The organism is Mesorhizobium sp. M0051 (genome assembly GCF_040323235.1).
Classification (GTDB): Bacteria; Pseudomonadota; Alphaproteobacteria; order Rhizobiales; family Rhizobiaceae; genus Mesorhizobium.
The window spans coordinates 14,174-33,897 of the sequence record NZ_JAMYUT010000005.1; the positions used below are offsets into that span (position 1 = coordinate 14,174).

The following is a 19,724-nucleotide window of genomic DNA, read 5'->3' on the forward strand; positions in this document are numbered from 1 at the left end:
ACTCGGAGCCGCCCGACCGGAATATAGGGCGCTGGACTCCTTGCACCAAGCGGTGTGCAGCGCAGCACGGGATGGCTCCTGCCATTTCGCTGTTGCGAAGATGCAACGTCAAGTTTCTGCCTCATTCGTGCCGGGGAATGACCCAAGTTCAGGTTCGGTTCAGCCGCATTTTGACACGACATTTGGAACCGGCGAACGCCAGATCCGTTTCACCCCCCGGACGGGTAGATGGCGATCGTGAGAAACAAGCCTGTGTCCTGTGGCTTAAGGAGTAAAGAACAATGCAAGCCAATTTCAAATTCGCACGGCCGCTGGCCGTGGCGCTCGGGCTCTTCGCCCTCAGCGGAACTGCCTATGCCGCGGACGTCGTCCAGGAAGAGCCGCCGGCACCCGCGCCGGTCGCCGAACTTCCGGTCGCTTCGTGGGCCGGCCCCTATGCCGGTCTCAACGTCGGCTATGGCTTCAGCGGCCGTACGAAGGAAAAGGATTTCGGCGTTGAGACCGATACCAAGGGTTTCGTCGGCAGCGTCTTCGGCGGCTACCAGTGGCAGCAGGAGAACTTCGTTTACGGTGCTGAAGCCGAACTCGGCTACAACGGCGTGAAGGGTGACGATAACGGCATCGACTCCAAGGCCGGCTTCGAAGGCTCGCTGCGTGCCCGTCTCGGCTACGCTGTGACCCCGGAAATCCTGCTCTATGGCACCGGCGGCCTCGCCGGCAGAAGCCTGAAGGTGGAAGACACCGTGCTTGGCACCAGCGACACCGCAACCATGCTCGGCTGGACCGCCGGCCTCGGTACAGACATCAAGCTGACCGACAATGTGTTCGGCCGCGTCGAATATCGTTACACCGACTTCGGAAGCAAGGACTTCGGCGGCGGCATTGGCAATGTCAAGGCCACCGACAACCGCGTCACCTTCGGCGTTGGTATGAAGTTCTAAGTCGTTCAAGCCACGACACGAAAAAGCCGGGCCTCGCGCCCGGCTTTTTTTGTTCGGATGGTCACGCGGCTGATCGAGGCGGTCACCCCGGGGTGATCAAGCGGATCACCCGGGGTGATCAAGGCGATCACCCGGGAATGCAGGGCTTCAGTTCTGGAAATTTCTCGTCGAAACGCGCTGCCCAGCGCGTCAGCCGGGCGCGGCCCTTTTCCCATTTTCCGGCGAAGCGCAAAGAGAGATAGCCAAGACAGGCGCGCAGCGCCATTTGGCCGGCAGTGATTTTCTTCGGCAGCTTCGGCGGGTTGGCGTTGAGCAAATCGAGTGCTGCCGTGATCTTTCCCCATTGGCGGTCGAGCCAGGGCTGGTAGACCATCTCGTCAGGCCGCGTGCGCCGCTCATAGACCATCGACAGCGCACAGTCGCAAATGCCGTCCGCCAATGCCTCCAGCACTTCCGCCTCGAGCCGCTTGTCGGGATTGCGCGGAAAAAGCGCGCTCTTCGACAAACGGTTGAGGTGCTGGATGATGGCGCGGCTGTCATGGATGGAGCGGCCGTCATCGAGCACCAGAACCGGAATCTTGCCGAGCGGGTTGGCGATCATCAAGTCGGCTGGCTTCTCCTCAGTCTTGATCGGCACCAGATCGACGGCGATGCCGGCATAGGCTGCTGCCATTCGCACCTTGGAACTGTAGGGAGAAGACGACGCGTAGAGCAGCTTCGGCATGAATCGGTTTCCTGTTTTGCGGCGGGCAGTGTTGACCGATCAGGCGCGATCGAGCAATGACCCAAAGCGGAAAACCCGGCGGCCGGCGGCAAGACCGAAAAGCCTCACGGCAACCTTTGATCCGCATCGTTGACACAGAAAAAGCTCCACCGGACTCCGCCCTACGGCGAAGTCCTGGGAGCTGCGAAAAGAATCCTCCGTCCGCCTCTGTTCTCGCCTTCCGAGTGCCGAAGCAACGAGCGGGGCGCCTGTCGGCACCCACCCTTGACTGTCTCGATACTGCCCCCGGCGAGGGAGACGCGATTACTTCTTGCCGGACTTCGCGGGTGCTGCCTTCGGCTTGGCCGCGGGTGCCGCTTTCTTCACCGGCGCTGAAGATTTCGCTGCCGCCGCCTTCTTTGCCGGCGCAGCCTTGGCTGCCGGTTTCTTGGCAGGTGCTGCCTTCGCAGCCGGCTTCTTGGCAGGCGCTGCCTTCTTTACAGCGGGTTTTGCCGCGGCCTTTGCAGCCGGCTTCTTGGCCGGCGCCGCCTTCGCAGCCGGCTTAGCCGCTGCCTTGGCAGGAGCTGCCTTCTTCACTGCAGGTTTTGCCGCTGCCTTTGCCGCCGGCTTCTTGGCCGGCGCTGCCTTTGCCTTGGGCGCGGCTGCCTTCGGCTTGGCAGCAGGTGCTGCTTTCTTCACTGCAGTTGCGACCTTCGCCGTCGCTGCTTTTACGGGTGCTTTCTTTGCCGGTGCCTTGGACGCCGGTGCTTTGGATGACTGCTTAGCCATGCGATGCCCCTTCCGTTGTGCCGAAGGCCGTAATGACCCGGCGCGCTCATGCATATCTGACTCGCGGCTTGCTAGCCAGCGAAGCAATAGACTGATTTTCGCAGCTTAAATTTTGGTTACGGTTGGCACATGATCGTGCTGATCATCGTAGAAATCCGCTGCTGATCTTCAACCATTGCCCAAAGTGTACGGCTGACACTCTCCACACGCTGCAACCGTGGAGCTGTGAAGATCAGCCTCCAGCTTTGCGCGCCGATCTCCGGCCACGGTTACGATGACCTGCAGCTTCAACGGCGCGATCATCTCGTGCAAGCTGGCGATCTACACGCATCATGACGGCCAATCGACGCGTCACCTTGTCAAGCATGATACCGGCGTTCGCTCTTAGGTCAGTTGACAGATAACTCTACGTCACGGAGTATTCTGCGCGAGCTATGCGAGTGCTTCAATGTTGATCACACAGGCGCAAGGGGCGGTGTCGCTGTTCGAGATTGGCGCGACGGCGCCTCCTGGCGGCCGCACCGTTGGTGGTCTCCGGCGTCGCCGCATTGGAGCTGACTGATGAGTGCCGACGAAATCATCCACCAGAGCACTCGGCTCAGGATCATGGCCACCCTGAACGTGCTCGAAAGGCGGGAAGCGCTGGACTTCAGCCAATTGAAGGCCATCCTGGACGTCACCGACGGCAATCTCGGCGCGCATCTCGATACGCTGGCCAGGGCCGGCTATGTCGATATCGAAAAGCTGTTCGTCGGACGCCGGCCGCAGACGCGCGTCAGGGCGACGACGAGCGGACGGCGCGCGTTCCGCAGCCACGCCGCTTTCCTACGCAAAATCCTCGATCATGCCCAGGCGGCGTCGCGCAGGAAATAGCGCGGCGATCGCGCGGTTCACCCGGCGCACGATCTTCGGCATGCGCAACAGGTCCTCGCTGGGTAACTGGCGATACCTCGCCATCTTGGCCACATCGGCCTCGGCGATGATCCCGTCGACGCGGGTGCGTGGGCGCGCTTGCCCGCAGCCGATCAAGCCACAGGCGCGAAAAAGGATCGAAACGGGAAAGCGGGCTTAGCGCAGGACGCGGCAGCGGCCGTTGTAGACCATCCAGCGGTCGAAGCCCGAGACGCAGAATTCGACGTTATCGCCGATCGAGGCGAAGCCCTGGCCTTCCTCGATCAAGTACCAGATCGTGCGGTCACGGCCATCGGAGAGACTGACGGTGGCGCCGCAGTAGCGGCGGCCGATAGGCCACGTGTCGTTGGCTGGCAGATAGCGGTGCTGGTGGATGCGCTGGAAATCAGTGATCTGAACGACCGGCAGATGCGGCACGTGGTGCACCTGGTAGGAGAAGCGGCTGGTGATCTTGTTCAGCACCCAGGCCTCGCCACAGACGCCGCTGTCCTCATCGGAATAGACCGTGAGATCGGCCGCCTGCACGGCCTGGGTGACGCCGAGAGGCGCGGCAAGCGGGGCGCAGAGCGAAATCAGGGCGGCGAGTGCGGATTTGGCGAAGCGAGTCATGACAGCCTCTCAAGGTCGATTGCGCGCACTGTGCGGATTCGCTTGGCAGCGGTCAAGCGGTTGTGCAAACAATGGTTTCCCAGGTTGAAACTGCGCTGGCCAGAGCCGGACTTGCGTGGATCGGAATCACGCAGCCCGTTGATAGCCGGCCCGAGAGAGCGCGAGCCCCGGGCGTAAAAGAGCTCCGCTTTCCTTGCCTTTCCGGAACGAGGGCATTTTTGCGCCTGGCGCCGAACGGCGATATCCGAAGCCCTTCGCCGTCAACCCTGCTCGCCTGCCAGCCATTCCAGCGACCAGTGCGCCGGCCTCCCTACCGCAAGCAGCCGGTGCAAGGCCGGCAGCAGCATCCGCAGTTCGCCCTCCAGCGTGAAAGGCGGGTTGACCACCAGCAGGCCGCTGCCGTCTAGGCTGGGCTCCGAAGAGGCCGGCCTGATCTCGAATTCTATGTCGAGCAGCTTCGGGATGCCGGATTGCTTGAGCGCCTTCCTGAAGGCAATTATCGCCTTGCGGTCCTTGATCGGATACCACAGCGCATAGATGCCGCCGGGCCACCGCTTGTGCGCCCTTATGAGCCCGTCGACGAGGCGCTCGAACTCACCCGTTTCCTCGAAGGGCGGATCGATGAGAACCAGGCCGCGCTTTTCCTTCGGCGGCAGATGCGCGCCGAGCGCGAGCCAGCCATCGAGCTCGATTATCCGGGCCTGGAAATCGCCGGCAAAAAGCGTCCTCAGCTTCGCCACATCCTTGGGGTGCAGCTCGATCGCCGTCAGCCGGTCCTGCTTGCGCATGAGATGACGCGCGATCAGCGGCGAGCCCGGATATTTCTGGATGCCACCCTCCGGGTTGAGCGACCGCACCGTCTCCAGATAAGGCGCAAGCAGTGCTGCTACCGGCGCTGCAAGCTGGGCATCGATCAGCCTGCCGATGCCGCCCTGCCACTCACCGGTCTTCTGCGCTTCGACCGAGGACAGGTCGTAGCGGCCGATGCCGGCATGGGTGTCGATGACCCGAAACGCCTTGTCCTTCTGCTTCAGATACTCGAGCAATCGCGTCAGCACGACATGCTTGACGACGTCGGCGAAATTTCCGGCGTGATAGGCGTGGCGGTAGTTCATGGTTCGGTGCCGTTATGCATGTCGTTGTCCCAAAACCGCTGCACACTTGTGAGCTACATGCATCAGCCCCTGCCCCAGCGAGGCGGTGGCTGCGAGTTCGGATTTTCCGACCGGCCGCCATGAGTACGCAAAGTCAACAAAAAACCGATCAAGCCGACCGCCATCAGCGAGAAGCCGACCGGCCGCGCACGGCTGTCGATCTCGCTGACACCCGAGCGCAGGATCAGATCGACCGCTCGCATCGGTATGTCGTCGGCATCACCCTGTCCGACGGTGAAGACATAAGGACCTGGGTTGACGTTCTCGATCACTCCGGCCTCGTCGCGAAAGATCTTGTCCGGCAGCTGGGGACTGGCCTGGCGCGGATTGTCGGAATGGTTGAACTGGAGGGTCGAGGCGAGCACCGTGCGACCACTGCTGGCTGCTGTCAGCGTCAGCACGGTGCGCTGCTGCGAGACGATGCGCTCGGCTCTTGCGGTCAGGTCGACCAGCACCCGCACTGGCGTGTCGCGACTGCCGAGCGGCACCGTCAGGGGCTTGAAGCGGCCCTGCTCATAGACCCGCCAGGTGCCGATCTCATGGCCGGAGAAATTGCCCGTTGCCCAGGGATAGATGACACCGATGCCGGTGCCGGCGAGCAGGATCAGGACAAACACAAAGCGCATTCACTTCACCACAGGCTATCGTGACCTTGCCAATAGCGCCCCGACGGCCAAAAGGCGATGGCCAGGTGTTGCAGCTTTCGGGCCGCTGGAGCGGGATCACTCGGGGCAGCAACCAGATCGGCGGCGGCACAGCAAGGCAGGCAAGCTTCTACCTATGCGCTCAAACGCAATGGCGATAATGACCGGCATTCCTTCTACGAAATGAATGCGCGTGTACGCTTTCTGGCAAGATGGCGACCACTGGCCCGGGCGCCCGCCTCAAATTGCTTCACCTCTTCTTTGTTGGAATTCCTCGCTGCCAAGCTCTCATTCTGCCTTGAAACGAGATGCCGCGTCCGACCGCATTTTTTCCACGAGCGAGCCAATACACTGATTCATAATGAGGATCGGCCTTGGGCGCCTATGACTCGGGCTCGAGAAGCCGGCACCCGGCCGTATGAACCATTCGCAAACAGATATGATTAAGGAATTGCTAATTTAGTTGACTATGATTTCCACAGGTATATTTTTGATATGTTGGGATGTGCAATTTGGGCGAGCAATCGACGATGATGGCACCAGACGTGTGATCGCGATTTCGGGGCACAGAGAACGCTGAGCGGCAACACATAGATCGTGTAGCGGAACCAGCTTCGCGAACCCCAAAGAACAGTTAACGCACATCAGCGATGGCGACTCCGCAGATGCGGAGGGTTTGCCACGTTCTCATGGACGTGGCCGGGCAATGCTTTGTCCGGCCAGGCAATAGCGTGTGCTGTGGGTAAGAGGAAACCATGAGTAAGCTTATCAAGGTCCTTAAACTGGAATCCGACTGCCAAAGGGGCGCCAACCAAAACCGAAGCCGCGCCCTGGTCGCCGGAGGTGCTGGATTTTTAGGTTCGCATCTGTGCGAACGCCTTCTGCGGGACGGATACGACGTTGTCGCCCTGGACAATTTCCATACCGGCAAAAAAAACAATCTCAATGCCCTTCTGCGCAATCCGAGATTCATGTGCATCGAGCACGATATCGTCAATGCACTGCCTTCGGGTCTTCGGTTCGATGAGATCTACAATCTCGCTTGCCCAGCCTCTCCGCCGCACTACCAGGCCGACCCGATCCATACCTTCAAGACAAGCGTGCTCGGTTCGCTGAACCTCCTGGAGCTCGCGCTCCAGAACAATGCCAAGATATTCCAGGCCTCGACCTCCGAAATCTATGGCGACCCTTTTGTGCATCCACAGCCCGAGAGTTACTTCGGCAACGTCAATACGCACGGACCGCGGTCCTGTTACGACGAAGGCAAGCGCTCGGCCGAAACCTTGTTCTTCGACTATTCGAGAACGTATGGCCTCAATATCCGCGTCGCCCGCATTTTCAACACCTATGGCCGCCGCATGCAGCCCGATGACGGGCGCGTGGTTTCGAACTTCATCGTCCAGGCGCTGCAGGGCAAAGACCTGACCGTCTATGGCCATGGCCTGCAGACGCGTTCGTTCTGCTATGCCGACGATCTGATCGAGGGCTTTGTCCGGCTGATGAATGCGCCGAATGCACCCGCGCATCCAGTCAACCTCGGCAACCCCAGCGAATTCACGATCATGGAACTGGCGACACTGGTCATCGATTACACCAACTCCCGATCGAAGATCGTGCATCGGCCACTACCGATCGACGATCCCAGGCAGCGCAAGCCGGACATTTCCTTTGCCAGGGCCAATCTCGGCTGGGAGCCGAAAGTCGGGCTGCGCCAGGGGCTCGCGCGTACCGTCGAGTATTTTGACACCCTGCTTTACGGAGGCCAACTGGCCAAAGGAGCCACGGCTTCATGACCCGGCCGGCAATTCTGGTGACTGGCGGAGCCGGGTTCATTGGCAGCCACACCTGCAAGCTGTTGGCCTCCGCCGGCTATCTGCCGGTGGTTTTCGACAATCTAAGCCGCGGCAACGAGAAATCCGTTGCCTGGGGTCCGCTTGTCGTCGGCGACATCCGCAGCCAGACCGCGCTGCAGGCGGCGATGAAGACGTATCGGCCGACGGCGGTCATCCACTTTGCGGCGCTGGCCTATATCGGAGAATCCGTTCACCAGCCGGCCGAATACTATTCGACCAATGTGACAGGCACCGTCGCGGTGCTCGATGCGGCGCGTGCGAACTCAATCGAGAACATCATCTTCTCCAGCAGTTGCGCGACCTACGGCGTGCCGGAAGCGTTGCCCCTTCGCGAGACGTCCGCGCAAAATCCGATCAACCCATACGGGCGCACCAAGCTGATGGGAGAACAGATCATCGGCGACTATGCCTCCGCATACGGAATGAAATTCGCGATCCTGCGCTATTTCAACGCTTGTGGCGCCGATCCCGATGGCGAACTTGGTGAGTGGCACTCGCCGGAAACGCATCTGGTTCCCAGGGTGCTAATGGCTGCATCAGGACTCATCGACGAGATCGAGGTTTTCGGCACTGACTACGACACGTCGGACGGCACCTGCGTACGCGACTATATCCACGTCAGCGATCTGGCCCGTGCCCATCTGAAAGCGCTCATGCATATCGAGGGTGGCGGACCAAGCCTGGCCGTCAACCTCGGCACTGGGCGGGGCATATCCATCAAGGAGATTGTCCAGGCGGTCGGCCGGATGACGTCAAGATCTGTTCCGGCCGTCTTCAGGAATCGGCGGCCGGGAGATCCGGCGGAGCTTTACGCCGACCCCGGAAGCGCACGCGAACGTCTTGGCTTTGTGCCGGAGCTCTCCGACATCGACACGATCATCAGAACGGCTGCCCCATTTTTTGGGCTGGACACAAAACCGATGAAGGAGGCGGCAGCGTCAGCCGCTGCTCGACAGATCAGAGATAGCGGGGGCGGCAGCTCGCGCGTTGGCCAAATCCGCTAGGGCTGCAGATATAAGGCGAACCGCCCAGGAACGTGCCACCACCGCCCGGAGTGAAGGAGACCTTCACCGGCGCCGGTGTGCGGACTTCGAGCCGCTGCGGCGATGCAAAAGCGTAGGTTCTTTCAGTCGTCCGTATTGTGCTTGTCGTCAGGATCGGAGGCTCAACTCTGAGCGAGCGCACAAAGAATCCAACTTGGACCGGCTGTACAGCCTGGCTGCGGGCTGCGTGGACCACAGGCTGGATAAGGATCGAATCGGTCTCAGTCGCGTCCATACCCTGACAACCTGCAACCAGAAGACTCATTCCCACCGCCGCGGCAATAGATACGAAAGTATTACTTGGGCGAAATGCACCCTTTGCGTCGCTGTCCATCATTTATCCCTTGCTACCAAGTATAATCCAAGGGCGCGTTGCGACATACCATGCCTTCGCCGCTTTCACGCCGGATGAGTGACCATTCGCACATCACGCGTGAACATTAGACATCACTAATTATTAAATTTCATCAAACCCGTGTGGTAGGCCCACCATCTTGTCGTTCTGTCACATAGAATTGAATGCTATCATGCAGCGGTAGGGGCGCCGACCGCACGTGCCGAACGGCTTGATGCTTGACCATAAGCGATTCGCCGCTTCCTGGACAGGCGCCCGGCAAAGTGCAGCCTGCTCTCAGAACAGGGATGGATTTGGAGATTGTTCAACCCATCACGATGGGTCGGGAGCGGATTGCGAAAATCATCGGCTGTGTCATGGCTCATGCCGGCCATGCCGAACGGTACCACCAGAAACCAAGACCGGGCGCCCTCTGGCGCGAGTCCGCTTGTGCCTCAGTGCGGCTGAACACGGCCTAATTCTTGGAATCGACCAGCTTCCGGGCCTCTTCGAACTGCGCGCCCTTTGTGTCGCCTGTTTCGAACTTCCGGTGTTCGTCGGAAATATCCTCGGGAGATCGCTTGAAACTGTACCATTCCCCATCCGGGTCCTTGCGTTTCTCGACGTTCCCGCCCTGGATTCGGTGGCTGTAGCAGGTGCGATGCTGCTTGCCGGCGTAGCTCTTCGACCGCCAGGCGAGTTCCATGCACATCTTGCCGCCGCTGGTCACCAGCCATCTGCCCTCCGCGACTGATGCCGTGTCCTGCCCGGACGTCCAGGCCTTGAGGTGTCGGTCGCCCTGAGCGAAATAGGCCGCTCCGTTCTTCCATACCCATGTGCGGCCGGCATACATAAGCTGCAGTTCGTAAGGAGTTGGAACAGTTGCGCTATTCGCTTGCGCAGCTGCACTGTCCTTGGCTGCGTAAGCCGTTCCAGAAAGGGCCGCCTGGCCGAAGACGGCTAGGAAAAACAGAAGTTGCGTGCAACTTGCGAACCGACGACGGTCCTTGTGCCGCCGACGGTCGACACCTGGCGGCGATCTGGTCGGAGCTATCTGCACCGTTGACATTCGCATGACTGCTTGACCAAGGGCAGCGCTATCGGCGCGACAGCCATGCAAACTATTTAACAGCCGCGAGAACCGCGATGTCAACGTTCGCGAGGCCAAAGGACAGCACTTATTCGAGACACGCATAGACCGCCGTCGTCAAATTAAGGATTGCGTCGTATACTTCCGCATCTTTGACAATCGCACGCAAAGAGCAAACCCGCGGACGTCAGAGGGGACGCGGTTTCAAATGACAGACGACCCGGAATTGAATCAGGCTGAGGTTCGGCAATACCTGCCGCAGTCGACCGGCCGGGACACGGCTGCTCGCAACTATCTGGTCCCCAACACGGCGATCTTGCTGGGGATCCTGTTCATTGCGGTCGTATTCAGGTTCCACGACATAACCTTGCCGCTGGTCGATGCCTTCAGCTGGCGCGAGACGAGCACAGCAATGATGGCAGACAATTTCCAGCAGCGTAGCTGGAATATCTTCTTCCCGGAGGTCAGCTGGACAGGGCCCGGGCCAAGTTACCAAGGCCGCGAATTCCAGATCGTCAGCTATCTCACCGCCCTGCTCTATCAACTCTTCGGCTGGCACGACTGGTTCGGCCGGATGATTGCGGCCTTCTTCGGCCTGGTGACGGTGTTTTCGCTGCACAGATTAACGGCGCTATGCTGGGGCGAGACGCACGCCCATGCGGCAGCCCTTGCCTATGCGCTGATGCCGGCGGCGATCATGATCGACAGTTCGTTTCTTCCCGATCCCTCGATGCTGGCCCTGGTGACGCTCGGCGTCTGGCTTTTCGCGAAATACTGGGCCGGCGGCAACGGCCGGCTGTTGCCGCTCGCCACGGTCAGCTTCTCGCTCGGCGTGCTGTCAAAGCCGCCGGGCCTCGCCGCCGGCGCCGTCATCTTCTACCTGATGGTTTGCTGGTTGCTGGAGAAGAAATGGAAGCCGGCGACCAGGGTCTTGCTGTCGGGGCTTTTGAGCCTGGCTATTATCGGCGCCTATTTCAGCTGGGCCATCTATCTCGGCCATAGCTATCCGCCGTTTCATGTCGCGGGTAGCGGCTATATCTGGGATTCCGGCTTCTGGACATTCTTCAGGAACAGCTTCTACTTCAAGTCCGTGTGGAACACCTCAGTCTGGTGGTTCTACGGCTATCCGTTCATGGTGCTGATCGCGGCCGGCTTCTGGATGCCGCCCAGACCCACCAAAGACCCGAAGCAACGCGCTCTTTCGGCCATTCCCTATGTTTGGCTGGCCGCGGCCATGGTCGTCTATCTGGCGGCGGCGCGCGAGATCACCAGCAATCCCTGGAATTACCACATCTTCCATGTGCCGTTCGCGATGTTCTGCGGCCGCGGCGCGCTTCTCCTGGCGACGCTTGCATCGGGAACCGCCCTGTTGCCGGCGGTTGTGCTGCGCTCGATCTGCATCGCGGTCGTCACACTTGTATGGTCGACCTTTCCCCTCGTCAGGACGATGAAGGCGCCGATCGCCATGAACGGCAAACTGCTCGGCGAGGAATTGGCGCGGTTGGCGCGCCCGGGCGACCTCGTCGTCGCTATCGCGCCCGAGGCCGGCGATCCCGTCGCAGTCTATTACAGCAGGGCGCGCGGCTGGGTGTACCCGCCTGGCGGAGGCGATGTCGAATGGTCGAAATTCGTCGCGGACGATGCCACTGCGATCGCGCAGCTCGAGGAGTTGCGCGCGCAGGGCGCGGACCTGTTCGGCACGGCCAAGAACGCCGCCGACAAGCAGGATCGGTTGTTCGTCGAGCATCATGACGGGGTCATCGACTATCTGGACAAGACCGGAACCAAGCTTGTGGATTCGGATGATTTGCTGGTCTATAGGATCACCCGTCCATGAGAGCTGCGACGGTCCGGGGCTGTAGACCATCGACAAGAAATGGTCCGACGGTTCAGCGGCCCCGCATTCGCCTGCGGAAGGCAACGCGGCGGACCAGGCGAAGCGATCCCTGATGACGCCAGGGATATTCGGGCGCACCGACGCTGCCGCTGGAACTCGGCGGAGAAAACCGGCGGAGAATTGGTTGAAAAGAGCAATCTCGATAGTCGTGACGCTGGCCCTGCTGGCCTGGCTGGCCAGCGACTCGCGCTGGCGCATGGTCGGCGACGCCTTCGAGCGCATTACGCCCGGCACGTTCGCTGTGGCGACGATCGCGTTTTTCGTCACCTATGTCTTGCGTGCGCTGCGCGTCTGCGACGAGTTCCGCGACGAGGTGAATGGCCGTTTCGGCGCCTGCCTGCGCATTATCCTGATCCACAATGCGATGATCAACGTCATCCCCTTCCGTGGCGGCGAGACGGCCTTCCCGCTGCTGCTGCGCCAGGTCTTCGGCGTACCGATCATGCGCGCCAGCGCCTCGCTGCTGTGGTTCAGGCTGCAGGACGCTTTCGTCGTCGGCGTGCTGGCCCTGGCGGTTTGGCCGGGTCTGCATCCGGCGATAAGGATCGCCGGCGTGACCGCCCTGATCGCCGCCGCCTGGTACCTGCCGCGCTGGGCGAGCGCTCCGCATGACTGGGCTGGGCGCAGCAGGATCGTTGCCAAGCTCGGCCTACTTCGCGACACCTTCACCGAGGCGACCGGTCGCTCCCGCTACGGCTGGTGGTGGACAATCGCCAACTGGTCGCTGAAGCTCACCGTGCAGGGATGGCTGCTGGCGCTGATATTGGGGACATCGTTCACCACCGCCTTTCCCGGCGTCGTCGGAGCCGAAGGCGCCGCCATACTGCCAGTGCAAGGCGTCGCCGGCTTCGGTACCTATGAGGCGGGTGCGGCGGCGGCGCTGCTCACCTCCGGAATCGCGATGAAGAGCGGCCTGCAGGCGGCGCTGGCGCTGCACCTATTCATCTTCTGCTCGGCTATCGTCACGGGCGCGATCGCCTGGCTGTTTCCCTCGAAATCGACGCTGCCGGGGAACCCGGCTGTCGGACCTGCAAGGAAGCCATCACAATGAACATATTGCCCATCCCTGCTTCGGGACTGCCTGACGGCGCAGTGATGCCGGACCATACGCTGTCCATCGTCGTACCCATGTACAACGAGGCCGAGAACGTCGAGCCACTGCTGGCACGAATTCACCAGGCGATGGAAGGCTACGGCCGGCCGTGGGAGGTCGTGCTGGTCGATGACGGCAGCACCGACGCGACGGTGAGCGAGATCAGGCGCCTGGCAGCGCATTACGGCCCGCATGTTCACGCGGTCGAGCTGGTGCGCAACTACAAGCAGACCGCCGCGATGCAGGCCGGCATCGACGCAGCACGCGGCGACGTCATCGCCACGATCGACGGCGACCTGCAAAATGATCCCTTCGACATTCCGCGCATGGTTTACCGCCTGCTGAGCGAGGATCTCGACCTGGTGGTCGGCTGGCGCAAGGACCGCCAGGAAGGCTTTTTCATGCGCAGACTCCCCTCGCGTATCGCCAACGCACTGATCGCGCGTGTCACCGGCGTTCGTCTCAAGGACTATGGCTGCAGCCTCAAGGTCTATCGCGGCAATGTCATCCGCAGCGTCAAGCTCTATGGCGAGATGCACCGCTTCATCCCGGCTTGGCTGGCCACGGTGACGACCCCCAGACGCATCGCACAGGAGGTGGTGACGCATCATGCCCGCATCCACGGCGAGTCCAAATATGGCATTTCGCGCACCTTCAGGGTCGTTCTCGATCTGGTGTTCATGTATTTCTTCATGCGCTATCGCACACGTCCCGGACATTTCTTCGGCGGCATCGGCATCGTGCTTGGCGCGCTGGGATCGTTGATCCTTGCCTACCTGCTTTGCCTGAAGTTGTTTTTCGCGCAGGACATCGGAACACGCCCGATGCTGTTCACCGGCTTCTTCCTGCTTATCGCGGGGGTGCAGATGGTGACGTCGGGCGTGCTGGCCGAGATGCTGGCACGCGTCTATCACGAGGCGAACGGAGCATCGGCCTATGTCGCGCGGCCGCAGCCGGCTTCCGACAACAATGACGGTTGGCACCGCCCTGGCCGGTCATCGTGACCCGATTGGAACACCCTAGAGGTTCCATGCCGATCGTGGTGACCGGAGCGGCGGGCATGTCTGCCGGCGGCTTGCGGATCGACGAAGTCGTCGGCAACATGAACGCCTGGTGCAATCCGGCACTGAAGGTGGCAAGGCGCAGCCGGCTTGCCGCCAGGAAGGTGCGGATCGAGCAAGGACTGGTTTGCCGAACCGTGTCGCCAGAATGATGATCGAAGGGCAAGAGGTAAGGCGCAACGCCTGCGCCAACCTCTTGCCCTTGACTCTCGCCCCCCGGCGAAGACCAGAGCGGCCGGCTCTTCACTCAAACCGCGCCGCCGCTTTTGCGTCTGATGTTCTAAACTAAATCAGTAACGCGAACGGCAACTGGCGCGTTGGCCGAAGCCGCTCGGGCTGCAAATCCAGGGCGAATGACCCAGGAACGGGCCGCCATTGCCTGGACTATAGGAAACCTTCACCGGCGCCGGCCCGCCGACCCGCTGCGGCCGCACGAGGGCCGCATAGATCTCCTGCCTCGTACGCGTCACGGTCGTCATCCGTGTCAGCGGTTTGCGATTGATCAGATGCAGCGGCTTGTTCTCGACGGAGTGCTGCTTCTTGCCGAGCGTATAAACCACGGGCTTGGCGCCGATCGAGCTGGTCTTGTTCGCATCCATACTCTGGCAACCGGACGCCATCGAGATCAATGCAACAGTGGCAAATGCACAGGCGTATTTCTTGCCGATCCTTGCCCCGTTTACCATAAAATTTTTCATCGCATCCCCTGCCACAAATACAAGTCGTTGGAGCGCGGAGATCTTATCTCTCTTATTATTATCTCTCCGCGCCACGTGAGCAGCCTAGCGCCACCCACATCGTGGCCACATATTAGAGGACGCTTATTAAGATTCGGGCAAACGACATGATGAGCGCGGTCTTTCGGCGCTCAATAAGATTCTATTAAAATTTGATCTTTTGAGCGCGCCGCCGCTGCTGCGGTCGCCGGCCTGCTATCAAGCCAAATGCAGTTCAGGGAACTGTTTGCGCGCGTACGCCTCACGGCGTCAGCGCGGTGATACCCAGCCGGGATCGAAGTAAAAATTGCGGGCACCGATGTTGCCCTGGCCGGCGCCGGAAACCACATAGGCGATGCGTACGATGCGGAGGCCGCCGGCGCCCTGCTGCAGGCCATAGACGCCTTCCAGACCGCGATCGTAGAAGCCCACGGCCGGAACGGCGAGCGCCAGCGTGGCAAGCGACGCCTGCAAGGCGAATTTCGCGGCATTGGCACGCAACGGGATCCTGTTCTCGATGACGTGTCTTGCGACGATGACCACCACCAGAAGCCCATAGAGGAAGGCGTTGAAGGCGGCGAACCAGTAGAAGCCGGTGGCGTCGAAGGGGTGATCCACGAGCAGCACGGGCAGCGCCGCGCCGATCGCCAGCGCCACATAGGGAGCGAGGGCGCGGGCCGGCAGAAGGCTTTTTGGGCCGCTGCCCTTTGGCGTGACCCGAAAATCGACGAACGATTTGGTCAGATAGTCGCGGATCGACGACAGCGTGCCGGCGAGCACCCAGGGCCAGCGCGCGAAGAAGAGGAACAGCGTGCCTTCCCAACTGATCGTCTTGGCCGTCATCGGGCGCGAGAGGCCGAACGCCTTCAGCATCATAACCAAGCCAACCAGAGCGACGGCGTTCGGCAGATAATAGAAGAGGAAGTCGACATACATGACATTGGCAAAGTTGCGTCCGGTCGACAGCGCATAGATCGGCATGACGTACATCAGCAACGCAAAGACGGCGAACAGCGGATACCAGAGTTGGCAAAAGAGGAACTGGAACCGCATCCGCGGTGACAGCTTAGGGAGATAGCTCGGCGAATATTCGAGCAGGATCGTCATCAGGCTGCGCGACCACTGGAACTCCTGGGTAACGAGGTCGGCGAAGGTCTGTGGGCCGTCGCCATGGGCGATGGCGTCGAGCGCGTGCACCCCGCGCCATCCGGCCGCATTGATCAGCATCGAAGTGGAGTGATCCTCCGCCAGTTCCGGACCGAGACCGCCAGCCTGCTTCAGCGCCTTGGTCCGCACGGCATAGTGCGAGCCAATGCAGAGCGGAGCTCCCCCGCCCGTATGCCCGGACTGCAGAGGTCCGTGAAACATCCCTTCCGGAAACAGCCTGCCGCGCGCCGCCCAACTTTCGGCGGCATTGTTGTCGCAGATGCTCGGCGCCGACACATAACCGACCGCGGGATCGGCGAAGGGATAGAGGACTTCCCTGAGATAGGTCGGCGTCGGCACATGGTCGGCGTCCATCTGAGCGACGAAATCGTAATACTCATAGCCATAATGGTCGTAGAAGAACGCCAGGTTGCCTTCCTTGCAGCGGGTGCGGCGCGGCCATGTCGTACGGTGATAGTCTTCCCTGCCGCGCCGCGTCGAAATCAGCACGCCGCGAGCCTTGCACCAGCGCTCCGTCTCCTCGGAAGGATCCTCATCCGCCAGCCAAGTGTCATGTGGATAGTCCTGCGCAAGCATTGCCTCCAACGTGCGGGCAACCACGGCAAAGGGTTCGGATGGCGCCTTGGTCACGACCATGGCGACCCGCGAGCGCTTCGGGATCGTGTGAAGCTTGGACGGCTTTTTCGACGCATGCACGTTCAGGAGAAAGTACAAAGGCATGAGCGTGAGCCACACCAGAACGAGTGTCGCGAATGCGTATGGCCCAGCATGCTCGACATGCTCGGGCTTTAGCCACCAGATCCAGAAAAATCCGAGCGTGACGAACCAGAAAGCCAGCGCCAGTCTCAGGGTCCATTGCTGAGTGACCGACAGCACGGGCACCAAAAAAGGCCCTTTGCGCGCAGTGGCGGCCAGAGCCGTCTTAGAGCGATGCGCTGCCCGTCTGGTCGCACGGCCGATGATGCCAGCTTGTACGGAAGCACCCATACAGTTACCCGCCGCCACTTTGGGCTTCCGCCGACAAGTGGCTGAAGCTCGCAAAACCCGGGCAACAGAATCGGCCCACACTTTCTTAGTGTCAACTAAATTAGATATTCGTTAAGTATTTTTCCTGAGATCTGGTGAGCTACGCTTGGAAGGCCTTGGGAGAGGAATAGCCGCCATCGAGCGGCTTGTAGCGGATGGGCCGGCAAACTCTTCGGCGTTGGAAATCCACCGACAGGATCAAGGCCGTTCGGAAGGATCCGGCCAGAGGGCGGCGTCACCCGCAGTGCCAATGACATGGTTAAGCAACCATTAATTGTGCTTGACTCTTGGCCCTGACCGGCTCTTAAATTAGCTAGGGATGATATATCGGGATATTGACGCGAATTTGTGAGTATCGCGGCGAACTTCTCTCTGTAGCTCCTCGGTGTTGGTGCAGCGAGAGATATTTTTTGGGTGGCTCGGTGCGAAGGCTCGCACGCCCGCCAATGGTCGCTCCGAAATCCCGCAGATTCAGCCAATTGGACCGATTGGTTTTGGACAGTCGTGTCGATCAATCATCGATACGCATGGGCGAAGCTTTAACTTCCGCGGGAAGTTAAAGCTATGGAGGTCAGGCATGAAACGTTCTGCAGCAAATGCACTTGCAATCGCGCTTGCATTGGGCGGGAGCGCCGCATTCCCCACTGCAGGAGGCGCCGGCTCCGTCGCCGGGACAGACCCCGTTCAGACGAGCAGCGCCGCTTCGGCATTCGGATCCTATGATCCCTATGGCGACTTCAGCGCCGACAAGAGCGCCAGCATCGAAGAGCTGTTCCTGCCCTGGGAGGACGTCGATCTGGCGACGCTGCCACTGGCCGATACGTATGCGCTGCAACGCGGCCGTTCGCTGCTTATCACGATTGAGCCGTGGACCTGGTCGAAGGACTGGCGCATCACCCCACCCGAATTGCGCGACGGCATATTGGGCGGCAAATATGACGCCAACATGCAGGCTATCTGCGACCTTGTGGGACAAATGAAGAGCCCGGTGACCATTCGCTGGGCGCAGGAAATGGAGGACACGAACGGCCGCTTCACCTGGGCCAACTGGGCTCCCAAGGATTGGATCTCCGCTTACAAGCGCGAAGTCGATCTTTGCCGCAAGGCTGCCCCCGCCGCCAAGTATATGTGGTCGCCCAAAGGCGAAGAGGGCTTGGAAAAATATTACCCTGGCGATGATTATGTCGATGTCATCGGCCTGTCGGTGTTCGGTCTGCAGAAGAAGGACATTAACGAGGCCGGTCATGACCGTACGTTCGCCGAGATGCTGAAGCCCGGCTATGACCGCGTGGCAAGGTTCAACAAACCGGTCGTGGTGGCGGAACTCGGCTATGTCGGAAAGCAGGACTATGTCTCGAAGTGGCAGGAAGATACCCGTAAATCCTATGCGGAGTTCCCGGCGCTGACTTCGGTCGTCTACTTCAACCAGAAGGAAGTGTGGCCGTGGTTGGATGGCTACGGGCTGCCGGACTGGAGAGTGACGCAGCACGTCCTGCCGTAAGCGCATCATGCCGATCCATCTCCTTCCAGAACCAGCGGTTCGGGAAGATGGTTGAGGCATGGCATAAATCAGTCCGTGGGGGAGTTTGATGAAACGAATACTGGGAAATTGTCGCGGAGCGGCATTCGCCTGCTCCGTTGTGGTTCTTGCCTTCCATATCCCTTCGACAGCCGACGCGGCGACGACAATCGCCGAGCAGGCGCAAAAGGCCACCGTTATTCCTGACGATGGCGTCTACCGGATCTACCAGAACCATTCGTGGCTGTGGGCCAAGAAGGGGGCCGGGTTCTTTGCCGTCAAGCAACGGCAATTCGACGCCTGGACCTACGACAAAGGCAATCCGGGCTATGGCGACGGCATGTGGTTCATCCCCGGCGGCGGCAAGTTGTGCTACCGTGCGCAATGGCATGGCTCCTGGGGTGTGAAGGGCTCGATGACCTGCTTCGAGCATCGCCAGGCAGGCAAGGTAATCTACAAGCGTAAATCACCTGATGGCGAGTGGTATGTTTTCAGGAGTTCGCATCGCAACCGGTCGGACGAATCGATGAAATTGAAATACGGCGACTACGTCACCAAGAAAATGAACCTGATCAAGGCAAAGCAGTAGATACTGTCTTCTGCGTCGAGCCACAGGTCTAAAGCAGATCGGCTGAACGGTTCAGGCGACCTGCTTAGGTTAGGTCGCTATTTTTATGCCTGCCGCTCTCCCAAAACCTTTGGGCGACATGCATCAAGCCTTGCGCTCCCAGCGACGGTCTGGCGTCTGTTGCCAGTAAGTGACGGCATGGCCGGCGTCCTTCATCACCTTCCAGTGTGCCCGCGCCGCTTCGACCTGGGCGGCATCGTGGCCGTCGAACAAGAACACCGCGCGCTCGTAGCCACCAAGGTCAGGCGGCACCGCGCCGTCAACGAGGAACCTTATCTTGGCCTGGTTGGGATTGCCGTCTCCGGTGGTCAGCAGGATCGGCTGTTCGCCGGGATATGCCTCACGATCGGTCGCGTGGGCGAGGAACGAATCGTCGCGGAAGGTCCAAAGATGCTGGTCGAGCGCATCACGGCGTTCCTCGGTGCCGGTCTGCACCACGGCGCGCCAGCCACGATCGACGCTGCGCTCCAGGAGGCCCGGCAGCGCATCCTCCAGCGTCGATTCGGTCAGGTGGTAGAACAGGACGTCGGCCATCGCTTCGTTCT

Annotated in this window: 19 protein-coding genes; 10 read left to right on the forward strand and 9 right to left on the reverse strand. The window is 60.6% G+C overall.

The genetic code is table 11. The annotated features are described in order from the left end of the window. The first annotated feature begins 281 nt into the window (after positions 1–281). Positions 282–941 (forward strand): outer membrane protein, encoded by a 660-nt coding sequence (locus NKJ90_RS06825; RefSeq protein ID WP_023761565.1) that lies wholly within the window; start codon positions 282–284, stop codon positions 939–941. A gap of 127 nt (positions 942–1,068) precedes the next feature. On the opposite strand, the gene NKJ90_RS06830 is transcribed toward NKJ90_RS06825, so the two are convergent. Then, positions 1,069–1,665, reverse strand: coding sequence for a glutathione S-transferase family protein (locus NKJ90_RS06830; protein WP_023761567.1), 597 nt, complete (start codon positions 1,663–1,665; stop codon positions 1,069–1,071). Positions 1,666–1,968: 303 nt separating this feature from the next. Then, positions 1,969–2,433 carry a hypothetical protein gene (locus NKJ90_RS06835; RefSeq protein WP_023761568.1) on the reverse strand — a complete coding sequence of 155 codons (465 nt, stop codon included), beginning with the start codon at positions 2,431–2,433 and terminating at the stop codon, positions 1,969–1,971. Positions 2,434–2,994: 561 nt separating this feature from the next. Between NKJ90_RS06835 and NKJ90_RS06840 the strand changes: the two genes are divergently transcribed. Next, the gene (locus NKJ90_RS06840) at positions 2,995–3,306 is read left to right on the forward strand and encodes a transcriptional regulator (RefSeq protein ID WP_023761570.1); all 312 of its coding nucleotides are present in this window, start codon (positions 2,995–2,997) and stop codon (positions 3,304–3,306) included. A 195-nt stretch (positions 3,307–3,501) separates the two neighbouring features. Here the strand turns inward: NKJ90_RS06840 and NKJ90_RS06845 are convergent, their stop codons facing one another. The 3 genes from NKJ90_RS06845 to NKJ90_RS06855 all read right to left on the reverse strand — a co-directional run bounded on the left by NKJ90_RS06845 (position 3,502) and on the right by NKJ90_RS06855 (position 5,734). After that, positions 3,502–3,954 (reverse strand): hypothetical protein, encoded by a 453-nt coding sequence (locus NKJ90_RS06845; protein WP_023761571.1) that lies wholly within the window; start codon positions 3,952–3,954, stop codon positions 3,502–3,504. Positions 3,955–4,214: 260 nt separating this feature from the next. Continuing rightward, positions 4,215–5,069, reverse strand: coding sequence for a 23S rRNA (adenine(2030)-N(6))-methyltransferase RlmJ (locus tag NKJ90_RS06850; RefSeq protein WP_023761572.1), 855 nt, complete (start codon positions 5,067–5,069; stop codon positions 4,215–4,217). Between the two features lie 62 nt (positions 5,070–5,131). Then, entirely contained in the window at positions 5,132–5,734 is a 603-nt protein-coding gene (locus NKJ90_RS06855) for a hypothetical protein (RefSeq protein WP_023761573.1), read from the reverse strand. 773 nt (positions 5,735–6,507) lie between these two features. Between NKJ90_RS06855 and NKJ90_RS06860 the strand changes: the two genes are divergently transcribed. Further along, positions 6,508–7,545 carry a UDP-glucuronic acid decarboxylase family protein gene (locus tag NKJ90_RS06860; RefSeq protein WP_023761574.1) on the forward strand — a complete coding sequence of 346 codons (1,038 nt, stop codon included), beginning with the start codon at positions 6,508–6,510 and terminating at the stop codon, positions 7,543–7,545. Then, the gene (gene galE, locus NKJ90_RS06865; RefSeq protein WP_023761575.1) at positions 7,542–8,609 is read left to right on the forward strand and encodes a UDP-glucose 4-epimerase GalE; all 1,068 of its coding nucleotides are present in this window, start codon (positions 7,542–7,544) and stop codon (positions 8,607–8,609) included. The genes NKJ90_RS06860 and galE overlap by 4 nt, the downstream gene beginning before the upstream one ends. Before the next feature lie 848 nt (positions 8,610–9,457). On the opposite strand, the gene NKJ90_RS06870 is transcribed toward galE, so the two are convergent. Further along, positions 9,458–9,955 (reverse strand): DUF995 domain-containing protein, encoded by a 498-nt coding sequence (locus NKJ90_RS06870; RefSeq protein ID WP_031260806.1) that lies wholly within the window; start codon positions 9,953–9,955, stop codon positions 9,458–9,460. A 325-nt stretch (positions 9,956–10,280) separates the two neighbouring features. On the opposite strand from NKJ90_RS06870, the gene NKJ90_RS06875 reads away from it, so the two are divergent. The 4 genes from NKJ90_RS06875 to NKJ90_RS06890 all read left to right on the forward strand — a co-directional run bounded on the left by NKJ90_RS06875 (position 10,281) and on the right by NKJ90_RS06890 (position 14,275). Further along, entirely contained in the window at positions 10,281–11,909 is a 1,629-nt protein-coding gene (locus NKJ90_RS06875; RefSeq protein WP_352485846.1) for an ArnT family glycosyltransferase, read from the forward strand. A gap of 184 nt (positions 11,910–12,093) precedes the next feature. Beyond that, a complete protein-coding gene (locus NKJ90_RS06880) occupies positions 12,094–13,020 on the forward strand; it encodes a lysylphosphatidylglycerol synthase transmembrane domain-containing protein (RefSeq protein ID WP_031260818.1) in 927 nt (308 codons plus the stop codon). A 44-nt stretch (positions 13,021–13,064) separates the two neighbouring features. Continuing rightward, complete coding sequence (locus NKJ90_RS06885) at positions 13,065–14,066, forward strand: glycosyltransferase family 2 protein (protein ID WP_023761579.1); 1,002 nt, start codon at positions 13,065–13,067, stop codon at positions 14,064–14,066. Positions 14,067–14,092: 26 nt separating this feature from the next. Then, a complete protein-coding gene (locus tag NKJ90_RS06890; RefSeq protein ID WP_023761580.1) occupies positions 14,093–14,275 on the forward strand; it encodes a hypothetical protein in 183 nt (60 codons plus the stop codon). A 138-nt stretch (positions 14,276–14,413) separates the two neighbouring features. Here the strand turns inward: NKJ90_RS06890 and NKJ90_RS06895 are convergent, their stop codons facing one another. Together NKJ90_RS06895 and NKJ90_RS06900 are read right to left on the reverse strand one after the other, a co-directional pair. Beyond that, positions 14,414–14,836 (reverse strand): hypothetical protein, encoded by a 423-nt coding sequence (locus NKJ90_RS06895; protein ID WP_245266811.1) that lies wholly within the window; start codon positions 14,834–14,836, stop codon positions 14,414–14,416. A 273-nt stretch (positions 14,837–15,109) separates the two neighbouring features. Then, positions 15,110–16,993, reverse strand: coding sequence for a glycosyltransferase family 2 protein (locus tag NKJ90_RS06900; protein ID WP_023761582.1), 1,884 nt, complete (start codon positions 16,991–16,993; stop codon positions 15,110–15,112). A gap of 616 nt (positions 16,994–17,609) precedes the next feature. Here NKJ90_RS06900 and NKJ90_RS06905 point away from each other — a divergent pair. Next, positions 17,610–18,533 (forward strand): glycoside hydrolase family 26 protein, encoded by a 924-nt coding sequence (locus NKJ90_RS06905; RefSeq protein WP_023761583.1) that lies wholly within the window; start codon positions 17,610–17,612, stop codon positions 18,531–18,533. An 88-nt stretch (positions 18,534–18,621) separates the two neighbouring features. Continuing rightward, positions 18,622–19,140: a DUF995 domain-containing protein gene (locus NKJ90_RS06910; RefSeq protein ID WP_031260835.1), complete on the forward strand. Its 519-nt coding sequence runs from the start codon at positions 18,622–18,624 to the stop codon at positions 19,138–19,140. 123 nt (positions 19,141–19,263) lie between these two features. Here NKJ90_RS06910 and NKJ90_RS06915 read toward each other — a convergent pair whose 3' ends face one another. Further along, a complete protein-coding gene (locus tag NKJ90_RS06915; protein ID WP_023761585.1) occupies positions 19,264–19,713 on the reverse strand; it encodes a DNA polymerase III subunit chi in 450 nt (149 codons plus the stop codon). Between the last annotated feature and the right edge of the window lie 11 nt (positions 19,714–19,724).